Origin of the sequence: Rathayibacter agropyri (genome assembly GCF_013249015.1) — a bacterium.
GTDB lineage: Bacteria > Actinomycetota > Actinomycetes > Actinomycetales > Microbacteriaceae > Rathayibacter > Rathayibacter agropyri.
In genome coordinates this window covers 453,420-477,893 of record NZ_JABRPL010000001.1, presented here as the reverse complement: position 1 = coordinate 477,893, position 24,474 = coordinate 453,420, and the positions used below count along the sequence as shown (strand labels likewise).

Below are 24,474 nucleotides of genomic sequence, written 5' to 3'. Positions count from 1 at the left end.
GAAGCAACTGTACGAGAGTACTACATCCGCGGAGGGAACTCGTCCACGACGGCGGCCGAGACTGCCTGCACCTCCGCGGTCGTCGGCCCCGGCTCCGCTACGAAGACGGCACGCCGGTAGTAGCGCAGCTCGCGGATGCTCTCGAGGATGTCCGCGAGTGCGCGGTGCCCGCCGTTCTTCGCCGGGGCGTTGAAGTAGATGCGCGGGAACCAGCGACGAGCCAGCTCTTTGATGGTGCTGACATCGACGTTGCGGTAGTGCAAGTGGGAGTCGAGGCGCGGCATGAACGCGGCAAGGAACGCCCGGTCGGTCCCGATCGAGTTACCGGCGAGTGGAGCCTGCTGCTCGGCAGGCACATGCTTCAGCACGTACTCGAGCACCTCGTACTCGGCCTCCGCGACGCTCACGCCGGAGGGGATTTCGGCGAGCAGGCCGGAGGTCTCGTGCATCGTCCGCACGAAGTCGCCCATGTTCGCCAGCGCGCTGTCGTCGGGACGGATGACGATCGAGAGTCCCTCGTCGAGGGGCTCGAGATCGAAGTCGGTGACGACGACAGCGATCTCGACCAGTTCATCGACGGAGAGGTCGAGCCCCGTCATCTCGCAGTCGATCCAGACAAGACGATCGCGGGCAAGACGATCGCGGGCAAGACGATCGGGGGCGCTACTCATGAGCAAAGTGTATCCGCGGCCACCGACAGCCCCGATTCGCCCAGGGGAGCGGCCTTTACACTTGATTCTCGTGATGACGCTTGTCTGCTGGATCCTGATTGCCAACGCCGTCTGGAACGCCGTCGTCTGGCCGCCCTTCCTTCGTCGTGTCCGTAACGATCCCCGCGCGCGCGACTCCGAGGGGCGAGCAACGACCTTCCTCCGTGTGCACACCGTGCTGATCGGCACCTCCCTCGCTCTGGCCGCCGTCTCGCTCGTGGTCGGCGTGCTCGGCCTCGTCCGCGGGGCCTGAGAGCCGCGCACGACTCCTCGATTCGATCATCACGTAGCTGGAGGCGGACTTATGCCCGATTCACCGCCCGCCCCGGCAGTGATCTTCGATGTCGATGGCACCCTCGTCGACGTGTCCGGGGTCCGGCATTACGTGACCGATGATCCCCGTCGGAGGAACTTCGAGAAGTTCCACGCGGCTGCGTCGTACTGCCCGCCGATCGAGTCGACGCGTGTCCTCGCCGGGCTCCTGCATGCCGCCGGTGCCCGGGTCTTCATCGTCACGGCCCGCACGGAGCGGTGGCGGTACCGGACGTCGGTGTGGCTGAGGAAGTGGGGCATCGAGCACGAAGCGCTGCTCATGCGCCCCGACAGCGACGGGCGCCCGGACGTCGCTGTGAAGCGGGACATCCTGGCGGCCATCCGCGTGCGGTATGGCGCCGAGCCGGTCCTCGCGGTGGACGACAATCCTGCGGTGATCGCCCTATGGACCGAGGAACGGGTGCCGACGATCGTCGTGCCCGGCTGGGACGAGGACTGAGCTCGCCACTCCATGGTGCTCGGCCTCTCCGAGTGCGGTGGCATCACTCGGAAGTTCGGGATGAAGGGAGCAGAAAGTCGACCGGTGTCGAAGCCTCCGTGAGTAGCTAAGATTCCGAGGGATCGCCTACGGAGGTCCTCTTCCACGCGTCGCCGATACGGTTAACTCGAGCGGGCAAGCATCCCGGAGATCGCGCCGCGGAGCAGAGCAGAGACCCGTGCGAGCTTGTCCGTCTCGTGGAGCACGATGATCACCGCCTTCCTGGCAAGCACGGCAAGGGTCAGGGCAATACCGCGCCCACCCACCTTCAGAGCCTTCGGTGACTTGCGGTGCTTCCGCGCGTAGTAGACCATGTCGCGGCCCATATGGTAACTGCGAGCAGCTGAGTGGTTGTACGCCACCACGCCGGCCACTCGACGGGCGTTCCCGATTTCGTGAACGAGCGCCACGCCGTCATCCCGGACGATCCTGTAGCCAGATGATCGAAGGCGTAGGCAAAAGTCGAAGTCGACGAAGTCGATGAACATCGCTTCGTCGTATCCGCCGACAGCAGCCCAGGCATCGACTCCGAGGAGCGACCCGGAAGTGATGCAAAAGTTGACGTCGCGTTTGCTACCCCCTTCTTCACCACCGAGCCCCCGATCGACAATGTTCGGTGCTACGAGTGCGACTCCGGGAAGCAGCGATTGCTCGAGTCCACCAACCATGCCCTGCTCTGCAACCGAGTCCTGGTCCAGTAACAGAACGGCGGTGGCACCGCCCGCTGCGGCGAGACGCATGATCTCGTTCAGCGCTACCGCGATCCCATGATTCTCCGGGAAGCGGTGGACGGTATACGGTCCGGCGTCGGGTTCAACGTCGGAGGCGTTGTCAACGACGACGACATCCGCCACCTGTGGTGCGACCGCGTCGAGGTTCTCGCGGAGGCGCGTCACGTCTGGGTTAAATGTGACGACCCCGGCAAAGAGTCGATGGGGCGGCGGTGTAGCGGTCATGCGGTCATGGTAGTGCCTGCCCGAACTCAGCGATCTGTGGGGACGCCAGCGCGGGTGGTCGGTCGACATCTATGAGGACCTGGATGATCCACACCGCCGTGCAAATGTGTCGGCTCCTCTGCCCAGACGCACCGCGACGAGGAGGATGAAGCGCCGTTGCATCTTGCCGGGGACAAGCGGCGCGATTGTGATCAAGGCACAGACGGGGCACCACATTTCGCCTGAGTGGCTTTCAGTCTCGCGGTTTCCGGCCCGCGCGCGGCAGACCGACAGCTTGTCAGCCGACTGCGACGAGTGGCCAGGAGGCTAGGCGCCAGTCTCGATACAAGCGCGACAACTGACCAACACGTACCTGCGGGATCGCAGGCATCTCATCTACGTGGATGCCCTCGTCCCCGCGTGCCCTCGGCAGGACTCGAACCTGCGACCGTCAGATTAGAAGGCTGCTGCTCTATCCGCTGAGCTACGAGGGCGTCTCGCCAGGGTACTACGCCGACTCCGCGAGGTCGGCCGCAGAAGCCCGATGCAGCTGGCCTCACGTGGTTGGCTCGGTCACCGCTCGTCGGGACTCACGTCGATCGGAGATCAGAGTCGAGACGTTGTGGGCGCTATCTTCTGGTGGCCTGACCTTCCTGTGAGGACTCGTGCGGCCGGTGCCTCTAACACACTGGTAAATCGGAGGCAACGTCGGCGTGTTTCCCACCCGCCGACGCTTGAGTGAGGGCTGTGCACCTAGTCTGGAGGTGTTCGGAATTACAACGACGTAACGAACGGAGGTACGACCATGCTGATACTCGCCATTCTCGGTGGAGTCGCCGTCGCGTGGACGATCGTCGCGGCACCACTCGCCGTGCTGGTCGGCCGCGTTGCCCGTGCACGCGATGCACACAGTTAGCGATGCACACAGTTGGTAGGTACGACATGCACCACCCGCACGACGGAGAAGGCCCCGACCGCAGCTGCAGTCGGGGCCTTCTGTGCTTCACGCGAGGTGGTCAGTCAGACGGACGCTCGGACGCGGCCGGGCGGTCATTCGCGGGTGCGGTGGGCTGGAAACGGGTTTCATCGGCCTGGACCGTCGCCGCATCGACCTCCTCGATCGGCTCGGCGTCCGGCCCAGCGGAGTCCGGCACGTCGCCGGCCCGCGTCGGCTCGGGTGCATCGTCGGACGGTACGCGACGGTTCGGCTCGATCGGCGGCAGCTCCTCGACGAATCGCTCACGCGACGGGACGTCGAGGCGGTCAACATCGGCGAGGAGACGACTCGTCTCGTCTTCGGACGTGTCGCCTGCCGCCGGGGGAAGCACGATCGTCGGAACCGAGGAACGCGGGGAGTTGTCGCCTGAATCGGTGGAACCGCCTCCAACGACCACGGGAAGCCCGGGCGACGAGGGCCGAGGGGTCGGCTCGGCCAGACGCTGACTCGCAGCGGGACGCTCCTCTTGCTCTGCCCCGCTCCAGTCGATTTCCTCCGAGCGCTCGCGCCCGGTCTCTGAAAACCGCCAGCGCTCGAGGTCGGCCAGGAACGTCTTGCGTGCGCGGCCAGGCTTGTCGCGCCACTGCACGAGGCGATCGCGGAACTCACCCACGCTCGCCTGCGTCTGGTAGCCGCCGCTGGTCGACGTGTGCTTCAGCTCGGCGAGTTCGTGAGCCGCCCAATTAGCAGCCACTCCGGAGCCTTTGACAGGCAGGAGCCTGAGATGAGTCTCGGCTTGAGCTGAGGCGCGATCGCTCATGACACGCTCGGGACTGCTGAGGGCGTTCCAAGCGGAGGCATCGACAGCCGCATCGACGAGCGTCGCGATGATCGCGTTCTTTCGCTCGTGCTCCTGCTGCCGAATGAGGCGCGCGATCGACGCCCGGAACACCGACGCTATGATGACCGCTCCGATCACCGCCGCTATCGAGACCACCACGGCTGTGACGATCGCCTGGTACCCCTCGCCGGTGCGGATCCAGGACATGAACTCGTTCCACCACTGCATGACGCGAACGCTAGCCCGGGCGGCATCCGTGGCATGGTCGGCACGCCGCCGTGGGCGGGTATCGGCGCATCCCAGGCGCGAAGGGCCTAGGCGACACGGAAAACCTCGATGGCGTCGTCGACGGTCCAGAACTCTCCGAGCTGGGCGCCGGCCGGCATGCCCGCGCGCAGCAGGCGGGCACGATACCGCTCGCCCTGCGGATCGTCGACCAGCTCGATGTGCCCGATGACGGCTCCAGAGCCCGTGCTCACCCGCCAGAGCCGCGGGTTGACCCGGGTGAGCGTTGGTGGAGTACGAATGGCGTGCAGCGTGGACAGGGACATTGGTTTCCTCCTGCTCGATACTCACAGCACCCGCCGGCCGAGTGCTCCCGCAGGCTACGGCCGACCACCGACATCCGCTCGCGGTGCTCAGAGAGCGGTGGTCCCGTGCACGGCGAACTTCTCGACCGCGTCGATCTCCTCCGCCGAGAGCGGCCCGAACTCGAGTGCAGCGGCATTGTGCTCTAACTGCGCGACGCTCGAGGCTCCGATGATCGCGCTCGTCACCGTCTGTATCCGCAGCACCCACGTCAGCGCGAGTTGGGCCAGTGACTGCCCGCGCTGCTGGGCGAGAGAGTTCAGGCCGCGAGCACGGGTCAGGTAGTCCTCGTCGATTCGCTCCGACGAGAGAAAGCGCGAGGTCGCTGCGCGGGAGCCGTGGGGGACGGTGCCGTCAAGGTAGCGGTCGGTCAGCAGGCCCTGAGCGAGCGGAGAGAAGACGATGCAGCCGGTACCGAGCTCGTCGAGGACGGGGAAGAGCCCGTCCTCGGGTCCGCGGTCGAAGAGGGAGTAGCGCGGCTGATGCAGAACGAGGGGAACGCCCTGGGCAGCGAGCGCCTTCTGCGCGGCGCGAGTCTGCTCGGGGGAGTAGTTCGAGATGCCCACATAGAGTGCCTTTCCCTGCTGCACTGCTGAGGCGAGCGCGCCCATCGTCTCCTCGATCGGCGTCTCGGGATCGGGGCGGTGGGAGTAGAAGACATCGACGTACTCGACACCGAGGCGACGCAGGCTCTGATCGAGCGAGGAGAGGAGGTACTTGCGCGAGCCGCCGTCGCCGTAGGGCCCTGGCCACATGTCGTAGCCCGCTTTGGAGGAGAGGACGATCTCGTCACGGTACGGCCGAAGATCCTCCGCGAAGATCCGGCCGAAGGCGGTTTCGGCGGCGCCGTAGGGTGGGCCGTAGTTGTTGGCCAGGTCGAAGTGGGTGATCCCGAGGTCCAGGGCGCGGCGCAGGATCGCCCGCTGCGTGTCGAGGGAACGGTCTGATCCGAAGTTGTGCCAGAGCCCGAGCGAGAGGGCGGGAAGCTTCAGGCCGCTGTGTCCACTGCGTCGGTAGTCCATGCGGTCGTAACGGGCCGGGACGGCGTCATAGCTCACGTGGCGACTCTATTCGAGGGGTTCACATCCGCGGAATGCGGAGGTGAGGAAGGGTGTTGAATCACAGGACGTGCCCGACGCCTCGGACGCGTCGATGCGACAGGAAGTGAGTCACACGCAATGCGCACATTCGTACTTGCCGGAGGATGTTTTTGGTGTTTGGACGCCGTCTATCGCGTCCTCGATGGCGTGACCGACGTCGTCTCCGGCTACACCGGCGGCCGCACGACCGAGCCCGATTATGAGGATGTCTGCTCGGGCCGCACCGGGCATGCCGAAGCGGTGGCCGTCACCTTCGACCCCGATGTCATCCCCGAGCAGGTCATCCTCGACGTCTTCTTCACCCTGCACGACCCGCGTCAGCTCAACCGACAGGGCAATGACATCGGGACGCAGTACCGGTCGGCGATGTTCTACTCGTCTGATGAGGAGAAAGAGCTGTTCGAGTCCGCCCGCGACCGCGCAGCGGAATGGTGGGACGGACCGATCGTCACCGAGATATCCCCGCTCGGTGTCTACTACGCGGCCGAGGACTACCACCAGGACTTCTTCGCGAAGAACCCGGGCCAGGGCTACTGCCTCGCGGTCGCTCTGCCGAAGGTGAACAAGATCCGCGCGTCGTACTCGAAGTACATCACCGCAACGTAAGCCTCCTCCACAGGGGTCTGTTTGACCGATCTCTCCCCAGAAGGGCCCCCTCCAACTCGGAGGTGGGCCCTTCGTCGCAACACTGATCCTGCGGCGCCCGAGCGGTACAAGCCCCCTCCGCTCGGGCGCCGTCCCCGTCGCAGTTGTGGCGGGTGCGACGAATGAGAGGACACGACCATGACCGACACGCTCACCGTCATCGGAGTCATTGGGACCGAGCCGCGGAGCATTGACACCTCCACTGGCACTGCGATGACCACGTTCCGCCTCGCCTCCGCGCAGAGGCGCTACGATCGCGCAGAGCAGCGCTGGGTCGACGCCTCTACCAACTGGTACACGGTCACCGCTTTCAACGGACTGGCCGGGAATGCACTGGCATCGCTGGCGCGCGGCGATCGCATCGTCGTCACGGGACGTCTCGGGGTCCGGGCGTGGGAGGCCGGCGGGAAATCGGGGACAGACGTCGTGCTCACCGCTGAGGGAATTGGGCACGACCTGGCCTGGGGCACGACCCGGTACACGAAGACGGTCACTCGAACGTCCACTCCGTCAGCACCTGTCGCCGAACCGGGATGGAGTGACCAGGCGTCTGACGCCGGCGACGGGCCTCACGACTGGGCCGTGACTCCCGAGGCCCAGCCCGTGATGGCGGCCGGAGCGAGCGAAGGGGATCCCTCGACTTCGGTAGAGTCCGTGGGTACCCCGTTCTGAACCGGGGCACGGAGGGAGATCTGCTCCCCGGAAAAGGAGCCAGGTGACGACACGGAACCCTCAGTCGCGGCTCCTTCATGCACTCGTCGCGTGTGCACTCGCTGCGGTTCTCAGCGGATGCACGGAGCCCGCTCCCCGTGCGCCGGTCGCTACGCACACCGGCTCCGAGGGTGCTTCTCCCACTCCTGCCGTATACGTTCCCGGCGGTACCGCCGAGCAGAACCTGCCGGTCTTCGATCAGGTCCTGCGAGCCGTCGCCGAGCCCGATCCGCAGGTACCCGGCGCCACGGTGGTCCAGGCGTTGACGTCGGCAGGGTTTTCTCGCGAGGCGATGCAGGTGACGGCGGACGAGACGTCCGTGGGACTGGACGCCGACTCGGTTCAGGTGTCGGTCAGGCTCGGTGACTCGTGCCTGCTCGGTCAATACGGACCCAAGAGCGGCGGCGTGCACGCCGTCGTCGCGGCTCCGATCGCGACCGGGGCGTGCCTCGTCGGACGTACGGTGCCTCTCGACGGTTAACCCGCCTCAGCCCGACCTGGGTCGTCTGCTGCTCGGGCGGACTCAACGGTGCTCTCGGAGAGGTGCGGCTTCTTCATCGGAATGCCTCGCGATCATGCACGACCCTGAACGCCGCACAGTCGGCTTCGCGGAGTATCAAGGCTCGGCAGATGATTTCGCGCCACAGCCTCTTTGGGTTTTGCAGCGCATCCGGGACGTCCAGAGGCCGAAGGGCGGGCAGTAGGGGAGTCCCTCATCCGGAGCGGAGGAGAGGCCAGAGAGGCCAGAAAGCCCTCGAAGCCGGAGTGTCCGGGAAGCCGGAAAGCAAGCACGGGAAAGCAGTGGGGACGGGCAGTCGGAGGGCCTCTTCCTCTCTTTTGCAGAGAATAGTGACGCCGGATATGCTTCGACGGCTGATCATCGGGGAATGCTTTTCCTGACCCTCGAGAACAACCGTTCGCGAGTGAGATCGGCACGACAACCACGACGATGGGGGACCACCGAATGATCGCTAACCGAGCGCACGAGACGACGCGAGCGAGGTGGCTGCGTTCCACGGTCGCCGTTGCCAGTGCCGCCGCTGTCGTCGTCGGAGTGATAAACGGCGCTGGAGCAGCGTCAGCCGAGACCCGGCGAATTGACGTATCGACCTCTCCCTACAACTGGTCGGTCACTGAGCAGTACGGGGCATCCCAGGTCGCGCCGGTCCCCGGGGACGCCACGGAACTCGAGGTCACGCTGTCCGCCTCGGCCCGACCGAGCTCGCCGTACCCGAACTTCTCGACCGTCACCTGGACTCTCGGCGACAACGAGCTGACCGGCAGCAGCACGCTGACGTCGGGGAGCCGCACGTTCCGCATCCCGATGCAGCGGGCTCTGTCCTCATTCGGTGGCAGAAGCGTCGCTCTTGCGCTCTCGGCGCAGAAGGAGCCGGTCGCCGCGGCCTCGATTCCTTCGGGCCAGCCATTTGATGTCGGGTACGAGCTCTTCACGACCGCCACTCTTACCGTCGGCTCGCCCGCCGGCGGCGGAGTCGGCCGTGTCGATCTGTCTGCCGACGCCGCGTCCCTGCAGCGCGGGGGCTCGTTCTGGGGTCGCACTGCGACCGCGACCGCCGTCGCGGGCAGCGACGTCGTCGTCCTCGAGTCGAACAAGGCCGGCTTCTTCGACCTTCAGGGCATCGGTGCGAGCGTGGGGCCGAATCGCTCCGAGCGCGTCCCCGCCCAGACCTCCGTCGACAGCGACAAGTCCGCAATTTCCGTCACCGTCCCCTCCACGGCCTATGACGCCTACAAGGACCGCCTCGGCAGCGTGATCCAGGTCTCCGGGATCAGCCGGGGCACAGTGGAGCCCGCGGGCGCGACAGTAAACGTCGACGCGTCCGTCCGCGTGACGAGTGCCGGACCGACCGCGCCGCCTCCGTCGTCGACTCCCACGCCCACTCCGACAGCGACCCCCACCGCACCTCCGACCGCGCCGCCGGTCACCAGCCCCGCCGTCAGCCGAATCGCCGGCACCGACCGCCAGGGAACGGCGGTCGCGGTTTCCCAACGCACCTTCCCGGCGAACGTCCCCGTCGTCTACATCGCGACAGGCCAGAACTTCCCCGACGCACTCAGCGCCGGACCCGCCGCGGCGAAGCAAGGCGGGCCGCTTCTGCTTGTCGATCGCGACTCGATGAGTCAGGCCGTCCGCGACGAGTTGACCCGCCTCAAGCCGGCGAAGATCGTCGTCGTCGGCTCCGATCTCAGTGTCGGCAGCCAGGTCTACTCCGACCTCGCTGGTTACGCGAAGAACCGCGACATCCGTCGCCTGGGCGGGGTTGACCGCTACGACACGTCGAAGCTGATCATGCAATACGCCTTCTCGGGGGGCTCCTCGAAGGCGTGGCTTGCGACGGGGGAGAAGTTCCCCGATGCCCTCAGCGCGAGCGCGGCGGCGGGAACCGTCGATGCTCCGGTCGTGCTGGTCAATGGCACCTCTGACTCGGCGGACATCGTCACCCGCGGGATCATCAGTGGACTGGGCGTGACGTCGCTCACGATCGCGGGATCCGAGCTCTCGGTGAGTGCGGGGATCGAGCGCTCGTTGCGCGGACCGGTCATCACCCGGATCGGCGGGATCGATCGCTACGACACGTCCGAGAAACTGAATAAGGCAGCCTTCACCAGCGCGAAGACCGTCTACCTCGCCACGGGGGAGAACTTCCCCGACGCGCTCGCGGGCGCCACGGCCGCCGGCTATACGGGCAGCCCGCTGTTCGCCGTGCAGCCGACCTGTGTGCCGAAAGCCGTCCTCGCTGACATCAGCGCAGTGGGCGCGCGCGAGGTCGTCCTGCTGGGCAGCACGAACACGCTGTCCGACTCGGTCGCCAGGCTGACTCCCTGCGGCTGATCGGCCAGTCCGGTCGCTGACGCGCCCTCCCCTCCGATTCCCGGTCAGCGGGGGAGGGCGAGTCAGCACGTTCGCGGCCGACCGGCCGCCGACGACCCAGCGATCAGACTTCCCGTTATCCTCGAACATGCGGACGGTCCCGCGCCTCGCGCTCCGCGTGCGGGTCAGGCCCGGCGTTCCGCCCCAGCCTGAATCTCCGTCTTCGCGCGGAGCACCGGCCGAGTGGGCGACGTGACTCCGCGCAGACCTTCGGAACTTGAGGACTTGGTGTGGCTGAATACATTTACTCGATGGTGCGCGCGCGTAAGGCGGTCGGCGACAAGCTGATCCTGGACGACGTGACCATGTCGTTCCTGCCCGGAGCGAAGATCGGCGTGGTCGGCCCGAACGGCGCGGGCAAGTCGACGATCCTCACAATCATGGCGGGCTTGGACACTCCCAGTAACGGCGAGGCGCGGCTGAGCCCGGGCTATTCCGTCGGCATCCTGATGCAGGAGCCGGAGCTCGACGAGACCAAGACGGTGCTCGAGAACGTCCAGGAGGGCGTCGGTGAGATCAAGGGCAAGATCGACCGCTTCAACGAGATCTCGCTCGCGATGGCCGACCCGGACGCCGACTTCGACAGCCTCCTTGCCGAAATGGGCACGCTGCAAGAGGCGATCGACGCCGCCGATGCCTGGGACCTCGACTCGCAACTGGAACAGGCGATGGATGCGCTGCGCACCCCGCCGGGCGATTCGCTCGTGACGAATCTCTCCGGAGGCGAGAAGCGCCGCGTGGCACTCACCAAGCTCCTCCTCCAGAAGCCCGACCTGCTGCTGCTCGACGAGCCCACTAACCACCTCGACGCCGAGAGCGTGCTCTGGCTCGAGCAGTTCCTCTCGAAGTATCCGGGCGCCGTGCTCGCTGTGACCCACGACCGGTACTTCCTCGACAACGTCGCGGAGTGGATTGCCGAGGTCGACCGCGGCCATCTCTATCCCTACGAGGGCAATTACTCGACCTACCTCGAAAAGAAGCGCGCACGCCTCGAGGTGCAGGGCAAGAAGGACGCCAAGCTTGCCAAGCGCCTCACCACCGAACTCGACTGGGTACGCAGCAACGCGAAGGGCCGTCAGGCCAAGTCGAAGGCGCGCTTGGCGCGCTACGAGGAGATGGCGGCCGAGGCCGAGAAGACTCGGGTACTCGACTTTGACGAAATCGTGATCCCGGTCGGTCCACGTCTGGGCGCCCAGGTGATCGACGCGAAGAAGCTGCACAAGCAGTTCGGCGAGCGCGTCCTCATTGACGACCTCAGCTTCACCCTGCCCCGCAACGGCATCGTCGGCGTCATCGGGCCGAACGGCGTCGGTAAGACCACGCTGTTCAAGACGATCGTCGGCTTCGAGCCGCTCGACTCCGGCGACTTGAAGATCGGCGAGACGGTCGACATTTCGTACGTCGATCAGAGCCGCGGCGGCATCGACCCGCAGAAGAACCTCTGGGAGGTCGTGTCGGACGGCCACGACTACATCACCGTCGGCAAGACCGAGATCCCGTCGCGAGCGTACGTCTCCCAGTTCGGCTTCAAAGGCCCGGACCAGCAGAAAAAAGCCGGCGTCCTCTCCGGCGGAGAGCGCAACCGCCTCAACCTCGCGCTCACGCTCAAGCAGGGCGGCAATCTTTTGCTGCTCGATGAGCCCACCAACGACCTCGACGTCGAGACCCTCGGCAGCCTCGAAAACGCGCTGCTCGAATTCCCCGGCTGCGCGGTCGTGATCACTCACGACCGGTGGTTCCTCGACCGGATCGCGACCCACATCCTCGCCTACGAGGGCACCGAGGCTGACCCGGCCAACTGGTACTGGTTCGAGGGCAACTTCGAGGCGTACGAGGAGAACAAGATCGAGCGGCTCGGCCCCGACGCCGCTAAGCCGCACCGGTCGGCGTATCGCAAGCTCACCCGCGACTGATGCGCCTGCACGTCGCCATCCCGCTGCGCTGGTCGGACTTCGACGCCTACGCGCATGTCAACAATGCCGAAATGCTGCGCCTGCTCGAGGAGGCGCGCATCCAGGCGTTCTGGAGACCCGACTCTCCCCAGCCGGGCGGGCGAGCGACGGCGGTGCTGGACGCACGTCCGGGCGCAGCGTCGATCACGCTGATCGCGCGGCAGGAGGTGGAGTACTTAGCTCCCATCCCGTACATGCGGGCGCCGATCGACGTCGAGCTGTGGATTGGGCGGATCGGGGGAGCGAGCCTCGAGGTTTGCTACCAGCTCTACTCACCCGAGGGGGTTGTTCCGCGCGTGCTCTACACCAGGGCGGCGACGACCCTGGTTCTCGTCACCGCCGCCACCGGGCGTCCTGAGCGCATCCCGGAGGCTCTGCGCCAGGCGTGGGCTCCCTACGTCGAGGAGCCGGTGGCGTTTTCGAAGCGCGGCTGAGCGCTCACTCGAGCGGTACCCGCACCATGCCCTCCTGCGCCACGCTCGCGATCAGCGTGCCCTCGTGCGTGTAGATCCGCCCGAGCGAGAGGCCGCGCCCGCCGGACGCGCTCGGCGCCTCCTGCACGTAGAGCAGCCACTGGTCGACGCGGGCCGGACGGTGCCACCACATCGCGTGGTCCAGACTCGCGATCCGTAGTCCCGGCGTGGTCCAGGAGGCTCCGTGCCGGCGGAGGGTCGATTCGAGAATCGTATAGTCGCTCGCGTAGGCCAGGGCTGCGCGGTGCAGCATCGGGTCGTCGGGGAGAGGCCCGAGCGAGCGCATCCAGACACTCTGGTGGGCGATGCGGTGGGGATCGGCGCGGAGGTAGACGGGCTGCTCGACGTGGCGGACGTCGAACGGCCGCTGCGTCGCCCAGAAGCTGCCGACGGGATGATTCACCTCGGCGAGCACGTCGGCCGTTGTCGGCAGGGACTCCGGGTCGGGGACGCCCTCGGGCATCGGTGCCTGGTGGTCGAGGCCGGAGTCTTCCGTCTGGAACGAGGCGATCATCGAGAGGATCGGCTGGCCGTTCTGGTAGGCCTGCGTCCGCCGGGTGCAGAAGGAGCGGCCGTCGTGGATCCGATCGACCGAGAACGTGATCGGGAGGGTGACGTCGCCCGGGCGGAGGAAGTAGCCGTGCATCGAGTGCACCGCGCGGTTCTCGACCGTGCGTCCGGCAGCGATCAGCGACTGCGCGAGTACCTGCCCGCCGAAAACCCGTCCCTCAGGCATCCACTGGGAGGGGCCCGTCGAGATGTCCTCGCTGGTGCGGGCACCCGTGTCGACAAGGTCGAGCGCGGTGAGGAACGAGGAGAGGGGATCGGGCACGGGACCTCCGGGGTGTCGGGCAGCGGGGCGCGCGGCCTCGGGTAAGTTTATGGGCGCGATGAGTTCGTCCTTCTCTCTGGCGGATCCGCCGAGCCTCTCAGACTTGCGCGTCTTCCTCGGTCGCTCGGCGCGCGTCGAGGACGGCGCGGTCCGACTCCTCGCCGACGACCACGTGTTGGCCGCCTACACGCCGATCCTGCAGCCCCGCGGTCTGCTCGACCGTTCGGCCACTGTTCTCGGGCTCCGGGTGTTCGCACTCGACGAGTCCGCCACATTCGACCGGGTCGTGCCGATCCGCGCTCTCTCCGACCGTCTGGCGCGCCTGCAGTGGGAGCCGGGCGGAGCCGCGGGGAAGCCGGTCGTACTGCCCGATGGCGACGACGCCACTGCTGGTCCCTGGGCGGGCGTGTCTCCGCCACGGGGGGGCTGGACGCGACGGGAGCCGGTGGATCCGCTCTTCCTCGAGCGCGTCGCCCGCGAGGGTATCGAGGAGATCGCGGCGGCCGTGGGCTCGGAGACCGGGGAGCAGATCGTCGGTCGTGTGCGATCTACCGTGTGGGGACGTCCGCTGGACGGGCTCGAGGACGTGCCTGCGGGGGCGGCGTTCGCGCTGTTCGCGCTCGGTTTCCTCGGTCCAGACGATCCGGTGGCGTTGCTCGAGAGCGGAGCGTGGCGCCGGCTCACCTCGCGTCGCGGGCACGTCCTCGTGCGCACTCCGGGCTAAGGCCCCGACGCCGCAGGTGGTCTGGGGCCCGCTTGCCAGGAGCCTCTACTCCTCGAAGGTGTTCACCATCGCGTGGGCGGCGCGCTCCAGGTAGTCCCAGAGCAGAGCGTCGTCTGCCGGTGCCAATTCGAGTTCGTCGACCGCGATGCGCATGTGCTGCAACCAGTGGTCGCGCGCTTCGGGGTTCACGCGGAACGGCTGGTGTCGCATCCGCAGGCGCGGGTGCCCGCGCTCCGCGCTGTACGTACTGGGGCCGCCCCAGTACTGCTCCAGGAACCCCGTGAGGCGGTGGATCGCGCCCTCGAGATCGTGCTCGGGATACATCGGCCAGAGCACGTCGTCCTCGCGGACGCCCTCGTAGAAACGGCGTACCAGCCGCTCGAACGTCGGTCGGCCGCCGATGTGCTCCCAGAAGCTGCGGAGCCCAGGCGTTCCGCTGATCTGCATGCCGCTCATGAGCGTGGTCCCTGGGCGGGAGGAGTGGTACCTCCGTCGTCACGGGACTGCGAATTCTCGGAGCGCCGGAGGGGGCGGGGGAGACGGACCGGCTTGCCGTGCTCGGTCGTGACGGTCGGCGAGGGCGTCGTCCGTGGCGGCTTCGCGCCGCCGACGCTCGTCGCTCCCTCGAAGCCTTCGAGAACTACGGTCGAGAGCGAGGGCAGCTTGACGTCGAGCGCGTCGAGTGCCTTCTTCAGGCGCAGGCGCAGTTCGCGGGCGACGTCGTCCTTGGCAGTCGTGCGGGTCTTCATCACGACGCGGATCACGAGGGCATCGTCGGCGATCGACTCCAGGCCCCACAGCTCCGGCTTGTCGATGACGCGCGCGCGCCAGCGACTGCTGGCGGCCAGCTCGTTCGCGGTGGCGAGGACGCTCGACTGCACCTGCTCGAGGTCGCTCTCGTACGGGACCGCGAGATCGACGATGACCCGCGACCAGCCCTGCGACATATTGCCCACGCGCACGATCTCGCCGTTGCGGACGAACCAGAGGGTCCCGTTGACATCGCGGATCTGTGTGACGCGCACTCCGACCGATTCCACGACGCCGGTCGCCTGGCCCGTGTCGACGACGTCCCCGACGCCGAGCTGGTCTTCGGCGACCATGAAGAGCCCGTTCAGAACGTCCTTAACAATGTTCTGGGCTCCGAAGCCCAAACCTGCGCCGAGTGCGGCGGTGAGCAGGGCGAAGGAGCCGATCAGGTCCTTATCGATGGTGCTGATGATCATCACCAGAGCGATCACGACGATGAGGATCGAGCTGATGTTGTTGAGGATTGACCCCAGTGTGCGGGTGCGCTGGACGACTCGCACGGCGGCGAGCGGTGAGGCGGCGATCGCCTGGGTGTCCTCGGCCCGCTGACGGCGCTTGACGCCCGAGACGATCTGGTCGACAACGCGCCCAATGACGAAGTGCGCGACGAGACGTACGAGCAACGCGCCGAGCACGATCGCGAGGATCGCGATGATCTTCCAAAAGGCGGGTGAGTCGAAGAACGACACGGTGGCAGCGACGGGATCAGGGGTGGAGGTCTCGAGAAACAGCATGGCCAGACCAGGCTACGGGACGCCTCGCTGCGAGTCCGGCGGACCGCTGACGAGACCGAGAAGCGGTCGGTTCGCGGCGCCTGCGGAGGCGGATCCGTCGTCGTGGGCCACCGGCGCCGCCGCGCGTATAGATTCGAAGCGGGCTTTCCCAGGCCCCCACTCTCGCCCCCCAGGGGAAGGACCGCTGATGCTGCACTCCACCCGGACTCCTACGGAGAAGCGGCGCGTGTTCCGCGAGCGCCTCGCTTCCGGGGAACTCCTGCACCTTCCCGGTGCTTTTACTCCGCTCTCGGCGCGGCTGATCGAGGCCAAAGGGTTCGACGGAATCTACGTGTCCGGAGCCGTCCTCTCGGCCGAGCTGGGCCTGCCGGACATCGGGCTGACCACGCTCACGGAGGTGGCTAGCCGCTCGCAGCAGATTGCGCGGCTGACGGATCTACCGGTCCTCGTCGACGCCGACACCGGGTTCGGCGAGCCGCTGAACGTGGCGCGGACGGTGCAGATGCTCGAGGACGCGGGAGTGGCGGGGCTGCACATTGAGGATCAGGTCAATCCCAAGCGCTGCGGGCACCTCGACGGCAAGGCGGTGGTCGATGACGTCACCTCGGTGCGCCGAATCGCCTCCGCGGTCGATGCACGGCGCGACCCGGACCTCGTCATCATGGCCCGCACCGACATCCGCGCTCTCGACGGCCTGCCCGCCGCGATCGACCGGGCGAAGCGCCTCGTCGATGCCGGTGCCGACGCGATCTTCCCCGAGGCGATGCGCGATCTCGGCGAGTTCGAGGCGGTCCGCGCGGCGATCGACGTGCCGATCCTGGCCAACATGACTGAGTTCGGGAAGAGCGAGCTCTTCACCGCGCGGCAACTGGCCGACGTCGGCGTGAATGTGGTCATCCATCCGGTCTCTTTGCTGCGGATCGCAATGGGCGCGGCGATGCGCGCTCTGGACACCTTGAAAGCCGAGGGCTCACTCCGCTCCGAGGTGCCCGGCATGCAGACCCGCGCCGAGCTGTACGACCTGCTCGACTACGCGTCCTACAGCCGCTTCGACGAGGGCGTGTTCGACTTCTCCCTCGCCGACCACTACGGCGCCTGACCCGGGGGCGTTCCTGCGCCGCCGCCGACACTCTCGAAGGAGCGAAGGATGAGCACCACCGACCAGAACATTCGCAAGGGACTCGTGGGGGTCGTCGTCGACACGACGGCGATCTCGAAGGTCGATCCGGAGTCGAACTCGCTGCTCTACCGGGGCTACCCCGTGCAGGAGCTGGCGGCGCAGTGCTCCTTCGAGGACGTGGCGTGGCTGCTCTGGCACGGTGAGCTGCCTTCGGTGGCGGAATCGGCCGAGCTCGCTGTTCGTGAGCGGGAGTATCGCCCTCTCCTCCCTGAGGTTCGCGCGGTGATCGACCTGCTCCCCGCGTCCGCGCACCCGATGGACGTCGTACGGACGGCGGTCAGCGTCCTCGGCGCTCTCGATCCGCACGCCGATGCCGATGCGTCAGAGGCCGTCCTCAAGCGCTCCGTGCGGCTGTGGGCGGCGCTACCGGGGATCGTCGCCTACGCCCAGCGCCGCAGGCACGGCCTCGAGCCGATCGAGCCGCGCGACGACCTCGACTACTCCGAGAACTTCCTCTGGACGACCTTCGGCGCGGTGCCCGAGCCGGTCGTGGTCGACGCCTTCCGGGTCTCGCTGGTGCTGTACGCCGAGCACTCGTTCAACGCGTCGACCTTCACGGCGCGAGTGGTGACCTCGACGCTCTCGGACGTCTACTCGGCCGTGACCGCGGCGGTCGGCGCGCTCAAGGGTCCGCTGCACGGCGGCGCGAATGAGGCGGTCCTGCATGTACTGGATGAGATTGGTCCGGGTCCGCGGGCGCGGGAGCGGTCGGAGGAGTGGCTCGCGGCGGCCCTGGGCGAGCGGCGCAAGGTGATGGGTTTCGGGCACCGGGTGTACAAGTCGGGCGATTCGCGCGTGCCGACGATGGAGGCGGCGTTGCGCCGCTTGGTGGAGCACGAGGGCGCGGGCGCGCTGATCGAGCTGTACGACGCGCTGGCGGAGGCGATGGCCGAGCGGACGGGCATCCTGCCGAACCTCGACTACCCGTCGGGACCGGCGTACCGATTGATGGGCTTCGACACCGAGATCTTCACCCCACTGTTCGTTGCGGCACGCGTGGTGGGCTGGACGGCCCACGTCCTTGAGCAGCGCGCATCGAACGCGCTCATCCGACCGCTGTCCGCGTACGACGGACCCGCCCCCCGCCCGGTGCCGAAGCACTAGGCGGGGGGACTCGACCGCTGCGCGGGGTCCTCGAGCAGCAGGGATCAGCCGCGGCGGCGGTCAGTCGCGGGCGTCGCGCGCCTGAGCGCGCAGCGCGCGCTCGACCGCGGCCAGGTTCTCGATCACGAGACGGCGCAGTGCCGGCACGTCCGGGTTCGCGTCGAGCCACTCGCGCGTCGCGTCGACAATCGCCGGTGTGGGCGTCGCCGCCGGGTAGAACCCGACGATCAGGTACTCCGCGATTTTGTAGCTCTTCGATTCCCACAGCGAGCGCAGAGCGTCGAAGTAGACCGGCACCATCGCGTCGAGTAGATGCGGATCCGACACGCGCTGAAACCCGAGGCCGGTCGAGCGGACGATCGTGTTCGGCGCCGAGTCGTCGGCGGTGACCGACTCCCACGCCGCGCGCTTCGCCTCCACGGTCGGCAGCGCGGCGCGTGCGTGCGCGGCCGACTGCTGCCCGGTTGCGGTGTTGTCGGACGCAAGGGCCGCGTCGATCTCGTCGGTGCCGGCTCGTCCTCCCGCGACGAGAGCGATGAGCAGCTCCCAGCCGAGGTCCGTGTCGATATCGAGTCCCTCAAGGGCTGTGCTGGCGTCGAGGAGCGCCTGCACGGCCTCGAGGTGTGCAGGCGTCGATGCGATCGCGGCGAAGAACTTCACGAACTGGAATTGCGCATCGCTGCCGCCCGTGGCGTTCTGGGCGAAGGTCCACAGCGCATCGCCGGCCTCCTGAACGACCTCGGCCCGGTACTGGGGCGCGACGTACTGGGTAGCGGTGATGACCAGCTGGTTGAGCACGGTGCGCAGCGTCGTTGATTCGGTCTCGGTGGCGATGTTGCCGAGCACGAGGCGTACGAAGTCGCGCGGGGACGACTCGGCGTCGCGGGTCGCGTCCCAGGCCGAGCCCCAGACCAGCGAGCGGGCAAGCGGGCTCTCGATGCCCGCGAGGTGCTCGATGGCGATGGCGAGCGAGGCCTCGTCGAGACGGATCTTCGCGTAGGCGAGGTCATCGTCGTTCAGCAGCACGAGGGCCGGACGGGAGCGCCCGATCAGCTCGGGCACCTCGGTCCGTTCTCCGTCGATGTCGAGCTCGAGTCGGTCGACGCGCACAAGGCGTTCTCCCTCGAAGTCGTAGAGGCCGATCGCCAGGCGGTGCGGCCGAATGGTCGGATAGTCCTCGACGGCGCTCTGCAGGATCGCGAACGACGCGATGACCCCGTTCTCATCCACGGCGATCTCGGGGCGCAGCGTGTTCACTCCGGCGGTCTCGAGCCACTGCGCCGACCACTCGGTGAGATCCCGGCCGCTGGTGGCCTCGAGCTCGACCAGCAGATCGCGCAGTTCCGTGTTCGAGAACGCATGCTTCACGAAGTACTCGTGGACGCCCGCGAGGAACTCCTTCTCGCCGACCCACGCCACGAGCTGCTTGAGCACGGAGGCGCCCTTCGCGTAAGTGATCCCGTCGAAGTTGACCTGCACATCCTCCAGGTCGTTGATCGTCGCGACGATCGGGTGCGTCGACGGCAGCTGGTCCTGGCGGTACGCCCAGCTTTTCTCCATCGCGGCGAAAGTGGTCCACGCCTCGGTCCACTCGGTGGCCTCGGCGGTAGCGAGTGTGGAGGCGTACTCGGCGAACGACTCGTTCAGCCAGAGGTCGTTCCACCACTTCATGGTGACGAGGTCGCCGAACCACATGTGCGCGAGCTCGTGCAGGATCGTGACGACCCGGCGCTCCTTGATCGCGTCGGTGACCTTGGAGCGAAACACGTAGGTCTCGGTGAAGGTGACCGCTCCCGCGTTCTCCATCGCGCCCGCGTTGAACTCCGGGACGAAGAGCTGGTCGTACTTGGTGAACGGGTACGGGACGCCGAATTTCTCCTCGTAGAAGGCGAAGCCCTGCTTGGTCTTCTCGAACACATAGTCCGCGTCGAGGAAGGGCGCGAGGGAGGCGCGTGCGAACACGCCGAGGGGGATCGTCCGGCCGTCGGACGACACCAGCGAGTCGGTCTTGACGACGTACGGTCCGGCGATGAGGGCGGTGATGTACGACGAGATGCGCGGAGTGGGCTCGAAGCTCCAGGTCGCGGCACCCTCACCCGCGGGCACCGGCTCCGGAGTCGGCTGGTTCGAGATGACCTGCCAGGTGGTCGGAGCGGTGACGGTGAACCGGAAAGCCGCCTTAAGGTCCGGCTGCTCGAACACCGCGAAGACGCGGCGGGAGTCGGGAACCTCGAACTGCGAGTACAGGTAGACCTCGCCGTCGACCGGGTCGACGAAGCGGTGCAGACCCTCGCCGGTGTTGGTGTACATCGCGTCGGCGACGACCCGCAGCTCGTTCTCTTGTGCGAGCGAGTCGAGGCGGATGCGCACTCCGTCGGCGACGTCGGCCGGGTCGAGCTCGACGCCGTTGAGGGTGACGGAGTGGACCGTCCGCGTGATCGCGTCGAGGAAGGTCGCGGCGCCCTCGGTGGCGGAGAAGCGCACCGTGGTCGTGCTCAAGAAGGTCTCGGCACCCCGGGTCAGGTCGAGAGCAATGTCATAGTCGTGGACCTGGATCAGCGAGGCGCGCTGCTGCGCCTCGCTCCGGGTGAGGTTGTCTCCTGGCACAGGGGTGCTCCATCCGTTCGTCTCGGGCGCTGCCGCGGGGCGCCTGAGGACGGACGCCGCCGATCCAGCCTAGAGCCGCCGGTGGTGCGGGGAGGAGCCCGCGGGGCCCTGCCGGCGGCTCCTCGCGGGCCGCGATCGGTGGACGTCACGCGGAGCGGCAGTCGTCGGTGCGGCGTAGCGTTGCCTCATGACCTCCGTGACTTTCTGGTTCGATCCCTCCTGCCCCTGGGCCTGGATGACCTCGCGCTTCGTGGACGAGGTAGCCCCCGCCCGCGATCTCGATGTGCAGTGGCACATCATGAGCCTCGCCGTCCTCAACGAGGACAAGGATGTCGATGAGTCGTACCGCGCATTCTTCCCGCGGGCGCTGCGCTACACCCGCCTGGTCGCTGCCGTCGCCGAGCGCGAGGGCCGAGAGCACGTCAAGCCGCTGTACGACGCGCTCGGCACGCGGATCCACGTGGGCGGCCGCCGTGATGTGGACGCGATCATCGCGGAGTCGCTCGCCGAGGTCGGCCTGCCCGCCGACCTCGCGGCGTTCGCAGACTCGGACGAGTACGACGGACCGATGCGTGCCTCCCACGCCGACGGCATCGACCGCGTCGGCCAGGACGTCGGCACGCCCGTCATCGCGATCGGTGATGTGGCGTTCTTTGGCCCGGTGATCTCACCCACCCCGCGCGGCGAGCAGGCGCTGACCCTATGGGACGGCATTGTCGCAGCCGCCTCGTACGACGGCTTCTTCGAGCTGAAGCGCTCGCGCACACGCGACCCGCAATTCGACTGACCGCGCCCGCGGTACTCTGACTCCCGGCCCCGGCTCCACGGGCCCCAGACGGCTTTTTCGGAGGACGAGCGCGTGCGCATCCACATCGCAACGGACCACGCAGGGCTGGACTTCAGCCGGCACCTGATCGAGCACCTCGGTGCCGCCGGTCACGACGTGATCGACCACGGACCGACGTCCTACGACCCGCTCGATGACTACCCCTCCTTCTGCATCAACGCCGCGGCGGCGGTCGTGCGCGATCAGGAGGCGGGCGTCGAGGCCCTCGGCGTCGTGTTTGGCGGCTCCGGCAACGGCGAGCAAATTGCCGCGAACAAAGTGGCGGGAGTGCGGGCCGCGCTGGTCTGGAACCTCAGCACAGCGGTCTTGGCCCGTCAGCACAACGACGCGAACGTGATCTCGATCGGCGCCCGCCAGCATTCGGTCGCAGAGGCGACGAGCTTCATCGATGCGTTCGTCGCCGAGCCGTTCAGCTTCGAGGAGCGGCACGTGCGCCGGATCGCGCAGCTGGCCGAGTACGAGGCGACCGGCGACATCGCCGGCCGGGTCGTCGACTCCGCTGCCAAGGAGCGCTGAGTGCCCGAGGGCCACTCCGTCCACCGGATCGCTCTGCAATTCGAGCGCGACGTCGTCGGCCACCGAGTCGCGACGAGCAGTCCGCAGGGTCGCTTCGCTGAGGGAGCGGCGCTCCTCGACGGCCGCGAGGTGCAGGAGTCGACTGCGGTCGGCAAGCACTTGCTGCTGCGCTTCGAGGGTGAGCTCACCCTGCACGTCCACCTCGGTCTCTACGGAGCGTGGGACTTCCTCGGCCGTGTCTCGCCGCTGTTCCCGGACGGTACGGCGGGCAGCAGCATCGGGGCGCCGCGCCGTCGCCGCGCGGTGCGCCTCTCCGAGACCGAGCACGAGTCCGACGACGACCTCGAGGAGTTCCCGCCGCCGCCCGTGGGTGCCGTGCGCGTGCGCCTCCAGACGGAGGAGACCGTGGCTGATCTGAGAGGCCCCACCGCCTGCGACGTGATGGACCCTGCCCAGGTGGAGGCCCTGATCGCTCGACTCGGCCCGGATCCGGCGACCGACGCCTCTGACGAGGCCCGTGACCGGTTCGTGAACCGGCTGCGCAAGACCGCCACTCCGGTCGGCCTGGTGCTGATGGACCAGTCGGTGGTGAGCGGCATCGGCAACATCTACCGTGCCGAGTTGCTGTACCGTGCCGGGCTCGACCCGCACGTGCCGGGCAAGCAGGTGCCGCTCGAGGTAGCGCGCGAACTGTGGACCGACTGGGCGCACCTGCTGGAGGATGGCATCCGCACGGGGCTGATGATGACCCGGCGCGGCCTGACCGCCTCCGAGCGCTCCGCGGCTGTGCGCAGTCGCGCCGAACGTCACTACGTCTACAAGCGCGAAGGACTGCCGTGCCGCGTCTGCGGGACGAACGTCCTGCTCGAGGAGATCGGCGCGCGCAAGCTGTACTGGTGCCCAGTGTGCCAGTCATGAGTGGAGCAGAAGAGCCGGTGACCCAGGACCGCGCCCCCGATGAGCGGAGTGGCTCCGGGCTCGTGCTGCGCGGCGCGCGCCTGCCCGGGACGGCGGAGCCGGTGTCGGTGCTGCTGCGCGGCGGGCGGATCGAGGCGATGGGAACGGGAGTCGAGGCTGGCCGCGGCGACGATGTGCGCGAGCTCGACGGTCGCTGGCTGTTGCCTGGTCTCTGGGATGAGCACGTGCACTTCTCGCAGTGGGCGATGACCGCGCCGCGGCTCGATGTGTCGACCGCCGGTTCCCCTCGCGAGGTCGCGGAGTCGGTGCGCGCGAGGCTGATCACCGCTCCTGGACCCGCGACTCTGGTGGGCTTCGGCTTCCGCGACGGGCTCTGGGCCGAGCCGCCGACGACGGCGCTGCTCGACGAGGTTTCCGCGGAGCGACCCGTCGTCCTGATCAGCGGCGACCTGCACTGCGCGTGGCTCAACACCGCCGCCTACCGGCGCTACGGATTCCCCGTGCACGACGACCTTCTCCGCGAGGACCCGTGCTTCGCGCTGGTGACCGCGCTCGGGGCCCTCAGCGACGAAGACCTCGACGTGCTCGCCGATACGGCGTCGCGGCGGGCGGCGGCGCGCGGCGTCGTCGGAGTGGTCGATCTCGAGATGCGCTGGAACGCGGAGGACTGGACCCGGCGGGTCGGCAGCGGTATCCGCTCCCTGCGCGTCGAGACGGGCGTCTACCGCGACCACCTGGACCGCGCGCTAGCCGAGGGGCTCCGCTCGGGCGACGAGCTCCCCGGCGGCGCCGGCCTCCTGCGGATGGGTCCGCTCAAGGTCCTGATCGATGGATCGCTGAACACCCGTACGGCGTACTGCGTTGATCCCTATGCCGGAGACGACGGGCGCGGTGCGCTCACGGTCGACCCGGCCGAACTCGACGCGCTGCTCGCCCGGGCGGCGGCGGGCGGCATTCGTTCAACCGTGCACGCGATTGGCGACGCCGCGGCGACCATCGCCCTCGACGCGCTCGGCCGGATCGGCGGCGGCCGGATCGAGCACGCGCAGCTGCTCTCCGACGCAGACCTGCCGCGCTTCGCCGCGCTCGGAGTGGAGGCGGGGGTTCAGCCGGCTCACGCGCTCGACGACCACGACGTGGCGGACCGGTACTGGGCGGGCCGTACCGGCCGCGCGTTCGCGCTCCGCTCCCTGCTCGACTCCGGAGCGACGGTCGTGCTCGGCTCGGACGCGCCGGTCGCTCCGCTGGACCCGTGGGTCGCGATCTCGGCGGCCGTCGCCCGCGCGCTCCCCGGTGACGAGCCGTGGCACCCAGAGCAGCGGGTGAGCGTCGAGGAGGCGATTGCCGCGTCCACGCGCGTGCGCCGCCTGTGCCCGCAGCCGGGTGACGTGGCGGACCTCGTGGTCGTCGACCGCGACCCTCTGACGGCCGACGCGGGGGCCCTGCGCTCGATGCCGGTCGCCGCGACCCTCCTGGCCGGGCGCATCACTCACGAACTTTGACGCGCCCGGGTTCTCCCTCTCGCGAGATGCCTCCTGGGTACGCGACACGCCGAAGAACGGCGTCACAAGTGGCATCCCGCGGAGGAATGACGAACGGCCTGCAG

At 67.9% G+C, this 24,474-nt stretch carries 24 protein-coding genes and 1 tRNA gene; 15 read left to right on the top strand and 10 right to left on the bottom strand.

The genetic code is table 11. The features are described from left to right. Nucleotides 1–20: 20 nt before the first annotated feature. Nucleotides 21–671, bottom strand: a complete 651-nt coding sequence (orn, locus tag HRF29_RS02200) for an oligoribonuclease (RefSeq protein ID WP_173244002.1) — start codon at nucleotides 669–671, stop codon at nucleotides 21–23. Nucleotides 672–744: 73 nt separating this feature from the next. Between orn and HRF29_RS02195 the strand changes: the two genes are divergently transcribed. Both HRF29_RS02195 and HRF29_RS02190 read left to right on the top strand, forming a co-directional pair. Next, entirely contained in the window at nucleotides 745–963 is a 219-nt protein-coding gene (locus HRF29_RS02195; protein WP_173245835.1) for an SCO4848 family membrane protein, read from the top strand. Nucleotides 964–1,014: 51 nt separating this feature from the next. Continuing rightward, nucleotides 1,015–1,482: a phosphatase domain-containing protein gene (locus HRF29_RS02190; RefSeq protein WP_173243999.1), complete on the top strand. Its 468-nt coding sequence runs from the start codon at nucleotides 1,015–1,017 to the stop codon at nucleotides 1,480–1,482. Nucleotides 1,483–1,643: 161 nt separating this feature from the next. On the opposite strand, the gene HRF29_RS02185 is transcribed toward HRF29_RS02190, so the two are convergent. The 5 genes from HRF29_RS02185 to HRF29_RS02165 all read right to left on the bottom strand — a co-directional run bounded on the left by HRF29_RS02185 (nucleotide 1,644) and on the right by HRF29_RS02165 (nucleotide 5,880). Continuing rightward, on the bottom strand, nucleotides 1,644–2,477 hold the full coding sequence (locus tag HRF29_RS02185; protein WP_173243996.1) for a glycosyltransferase family protein: 834 nt from the start codon (nucleotides 2,475–2,477) through the stop codon (nucleotides 1,644–1,646). Nucleotides 2,478–2,877: 400 nt separating this feature from the next. Next, nucleotides 2,878–2,950: transfer RNA gene (locus tag HRF29_RS02180), tRNA-Arg, on the bottom strand. A gap of 522 nt (nucleotides 2,951–3,472) precedes the next feature. Beyond that, nucleotides 3,473–4,462 carry a hypothetical protein gene (locus HRF29_RS02175; RefSeq protein WP_173243993.1) on the bottom strand — a complete coding sequence of 330 codons (990 nt, stop codon included), beginning with the start codon at nucleotides 4,460–4,462 and terminating at the stop codon, nucleotides 3,473–3,475. 86 nt (nucleotides 4,463–4,548) lie between these two features. After that, nucleotides 4,549–4,785: a hypothetical protein gene (locus HRF29_RS02170; protein WP_173243990.1), complete on the bottom strand. Its 237-nt coding sequence runs from the start codon at nucleotides 4,783–4,785 to the stop codon at nucleotides 4,549–4,551. 87 nt (nucleotides 4,786–4,872) lie between these two features. Further along, nucleotides 4,873–5,880: an aldo/keto reductase gene (locus HRF29_RS02165; protein WP_173243987.1), complete on the bottom strand. Its 1,008-nt coding sequence runs from the start codon at nucleotides 5,878–5,880 to the stop codon at nucleotides 4,873–4,875. A 120-nt stretch (nucleotides 5,881–6,000) separates the two neighbouring features. Between HRF29_RS02165 and msrA the strand changes: the two genes are divergently transcribed. The 6 genes from msrA (at nucleotide 6,001) to HRF29_RS02135 (ending at nucleotide 12,557) form a co-directional block, all read left to right on the top strand. After that, nucleotides 6,001–6,528 (top strand): peptide-methionine (S)-S-oxide reductase MsrA, encoded by a 528-nt coding sequence (gene msrA / locus HRF29_RS02160; RefSeq protein WP_173243983.1) that lies wholly within the window; start codon nucleotides 6,001–6,003, stop codon nucleotides 6,526–6,528. Nucleotides 6,529–6,705: 177 nt separating this feature from the next. Then, nucleotides 6,706–7,239, top strand: coding sequence for a single-stranded DNA-binding protein (locus HRF29_RS02155; RefSeq protein WP_173243980.1), 534 nt, complete (start codon nucleotides 6,706–6,708; stop codon nucleotides 7,237–7,239). 43 nt (nucleotides 7,240–7,282) lie between these two features. Beyond that, a complete protein-coding gene (locus tag HRF29_RS02150) occupies nucleotides 7,283–7,759 on the top strand; it encodes a DUF6993 domain-containing protein (RefSeq protein WP_173243977.1) in 477 nt (158 codons plus the stop codon). A gap of 483 nt (nucleotides 7,760–8,242) precedes the next feature. Continuing rightward, complete coding sequence (locus HRF29_RS02145; RefSeq protein ID WP_173243974.1) at nucleotides 8,243–10,132, top strand: cell wall-binding repeat-containing protein; 1,890 nt, start codon at nucleotides 8,243–8,245, stop codon at nucleotides 10,130–10,132. Nucleotides 10,133–10,401: 269 nt separating this feature from the next. Further along, complete coding sequence (gene ettA, locus HRF29_RS02140; RefSeq protein WP_173243971.1) at nucleotides 10,402–12,084, top strand: energy-dependent translational throttle protein EttA; 1,683 nt, start codon at nucleotides 10,402–10,404, stop codon at nucleotides 12,082–12,084. Beyond that, entirely contained in the window at nucleotides 12,084–12,557 is a 474-nt protein-coding gene (locus HRF29_RS02135) for an acyl-CoA thioesterase (RefSeq protein WP_173243968.1), read from the top strand. The genes ettA and HRF29_RS02135 overlap by 1 nt, the downstream gene beginning before the upstream one ends. A 4-nt stretch (nucleotides 12,558–12,561) precedes the next feature. Here HRF29_RS02135 and HRF29_RS02130 read toward each other — a convergent pair whose 3' ends face one another. Beyond that, nucleotides 12,562–13,428 (bottom strand): acyl-CoA thioesterase domain-containing protein, encoded by an 867-nt coding sequence (locus tag HRF29_RS02130; protein ID WP_173243965.1) that lies wholly within the window; start codon nucleotides 13,426–13,428, stop codon nucleotides 12,562–12,564. Nucleotides 13,429–13,477: 49 nt separating this feature from the next. On the opposite strand from HRF29_RS02130, the gene HRF29_RS02125 reads away from it, so the two are divergent. Beyond that, nucleotides 13,478–14,152 carry a DUF8185 domain-containing protein gene (locus tag HRF29_RS02125; protein ID WP_484573222.1) on the top strand — a complete coding sequence of 225 codons (675 nt, stop codon included), beginning with the start codon at nucleotides 13,478–13,480 and terminating at the stop codon, nucleotides 14,150–14,152. A gap of 45 nt (nucleotides 14,153–14,197) precedes the next feature. On the opposite strand, the gene HRF29_RS02120 is transcribed toward HRF29_RS02125, so the two are convergent. Beyond that, nucleotides 14,198–14,608 (bottom strand): globin, encoded by a 411-nt coding sequence (locus HRF29_RS02120; protein WP_173243959.1) that lies wholly within the window; start codon nucleotides 14,606–14,608, stop codon nucleotides 14,198–14,200. Then, on the bottom strand, nucleotides 14,605–15,696 hold the full coding sequence (locus HRF29_RS02115) for a mechanosensitive ion channel family protein (RefSeq protein ID WP_173243956.1): 1,092 nt from the start codon (nucleotides 15,694–15,696) through the stop codon (nucleotides 14,605–14,607). The genes HRF29_RS02120 and HRF29_RS02115 overlap by 4 nt, the downstream gene beginning before the upstream one ends. Nucleotides 15,697–15,883: 187 nt before the next feature. Between HRF29_RS02115 and prpB the strand changes: the two genes are divergently transcribed. Both prpB and HRF29_RS02105 read left to right on the top strand, forming a co-directional pair. Further along, nucleotides 15,884–16,795: a methylisocitrate lyase gene (gene prpB / locus HRF29_RS02110; RefSeq protein WP_173243953.1), complete on the top strand. Its 912-nt coding sequence runs from the start codon at nucleotides 15,884–15,886 to the stop codon at nucleotides 16,793–16,795. 48 nt (nucleotides 16,796–16,843) lie between these two features. Next, entirely contained in the window at nucleotides 16,844–17,980 is a 1,137-nt protein-coding gene (locus HRF29_RS02105) for a bifunctional 2-methylcitrate synthase/citrate synthase (RefSeq protein WP_173243950.1), read from the top strand. A gap of 60 nt (nucleotides 17,981–18,040) precedes the next feature. On the opposite strand, the gene pepN is transcribed toward HRF29_RS02105, so the two are convergent. Then, nucleotides 18,041–20,587, bottom strand: coding sequence for an aminopeptidase N (pepN, locus tag HRF29_RS02100; RefSeq protein ID WP_173243947.1), 2,547 nt, complete (start codon nucleotides 20,585–20,587; stop codon nucleotides 18,041–18,043). A gap of 187 nt (nucleotides 20,588–20,774) precedes the next feature. Between pepN and HRF29_RS02095 the strand changes: the two genes are divergently transcribed. The 4 genes from HRF29_RS02095 to HRF29_RS02080 all read left to right on the top strand — a co-directional run bounded on the left by HRF29_RS02095 (nucleotide 20,775) and on the right by HRF29_RS02080 (nucleotide 24,370). Further along, entirely contained in the window at nucleotides 20,775–21,374 is a 600-nt protein-coding gene (locus tag HRF29_RS02095; protein WP_173243944.1) for a mycothiol-dependent nitroreductase Rv2466c family protein, read from the top strand. A gap of 72 nt (nucleotides 21,375–21,446) precedes the next feature. Beyond that, a complete protein-coding gene (locus HRF29_RS02090) occupies nucleotides 21,447–21,950 on the top strand; it encodes a ribose-5-phosphate isomerase (RefSeq protein WP_173243941.1) in 504 nt (167 codons plus the stop codon). Beyond that, nucleotides 21,951–22,868 carry a DNA-formamidopyrimidine glycosylase family protein gene (locus HRF29_RS02085; protein ID WP_173243937.1) on the top strand — a complete coding sequence of 306 codons (918 nt, stop codon included), beginning with the start codon at nucleotides 21,951–21,953 and terminating at the stop codon, nucleotides 22,866–22,868. Next, entirely contained in the window at nucleotides 22,865–24,370 is a 1,506-nt protein-coding gene (locus tag HRF29_RS02080; RefSeq protein WP_173243934.1) for an amidohydrolase, read from the top strand. Before HRF29_RS02085 ends, HRF29_RS02080 begins: the two co-directional genes overlap by 4 nt. Nucleotides 24,371–24,474: the final 104 nt, after the last annotated feature.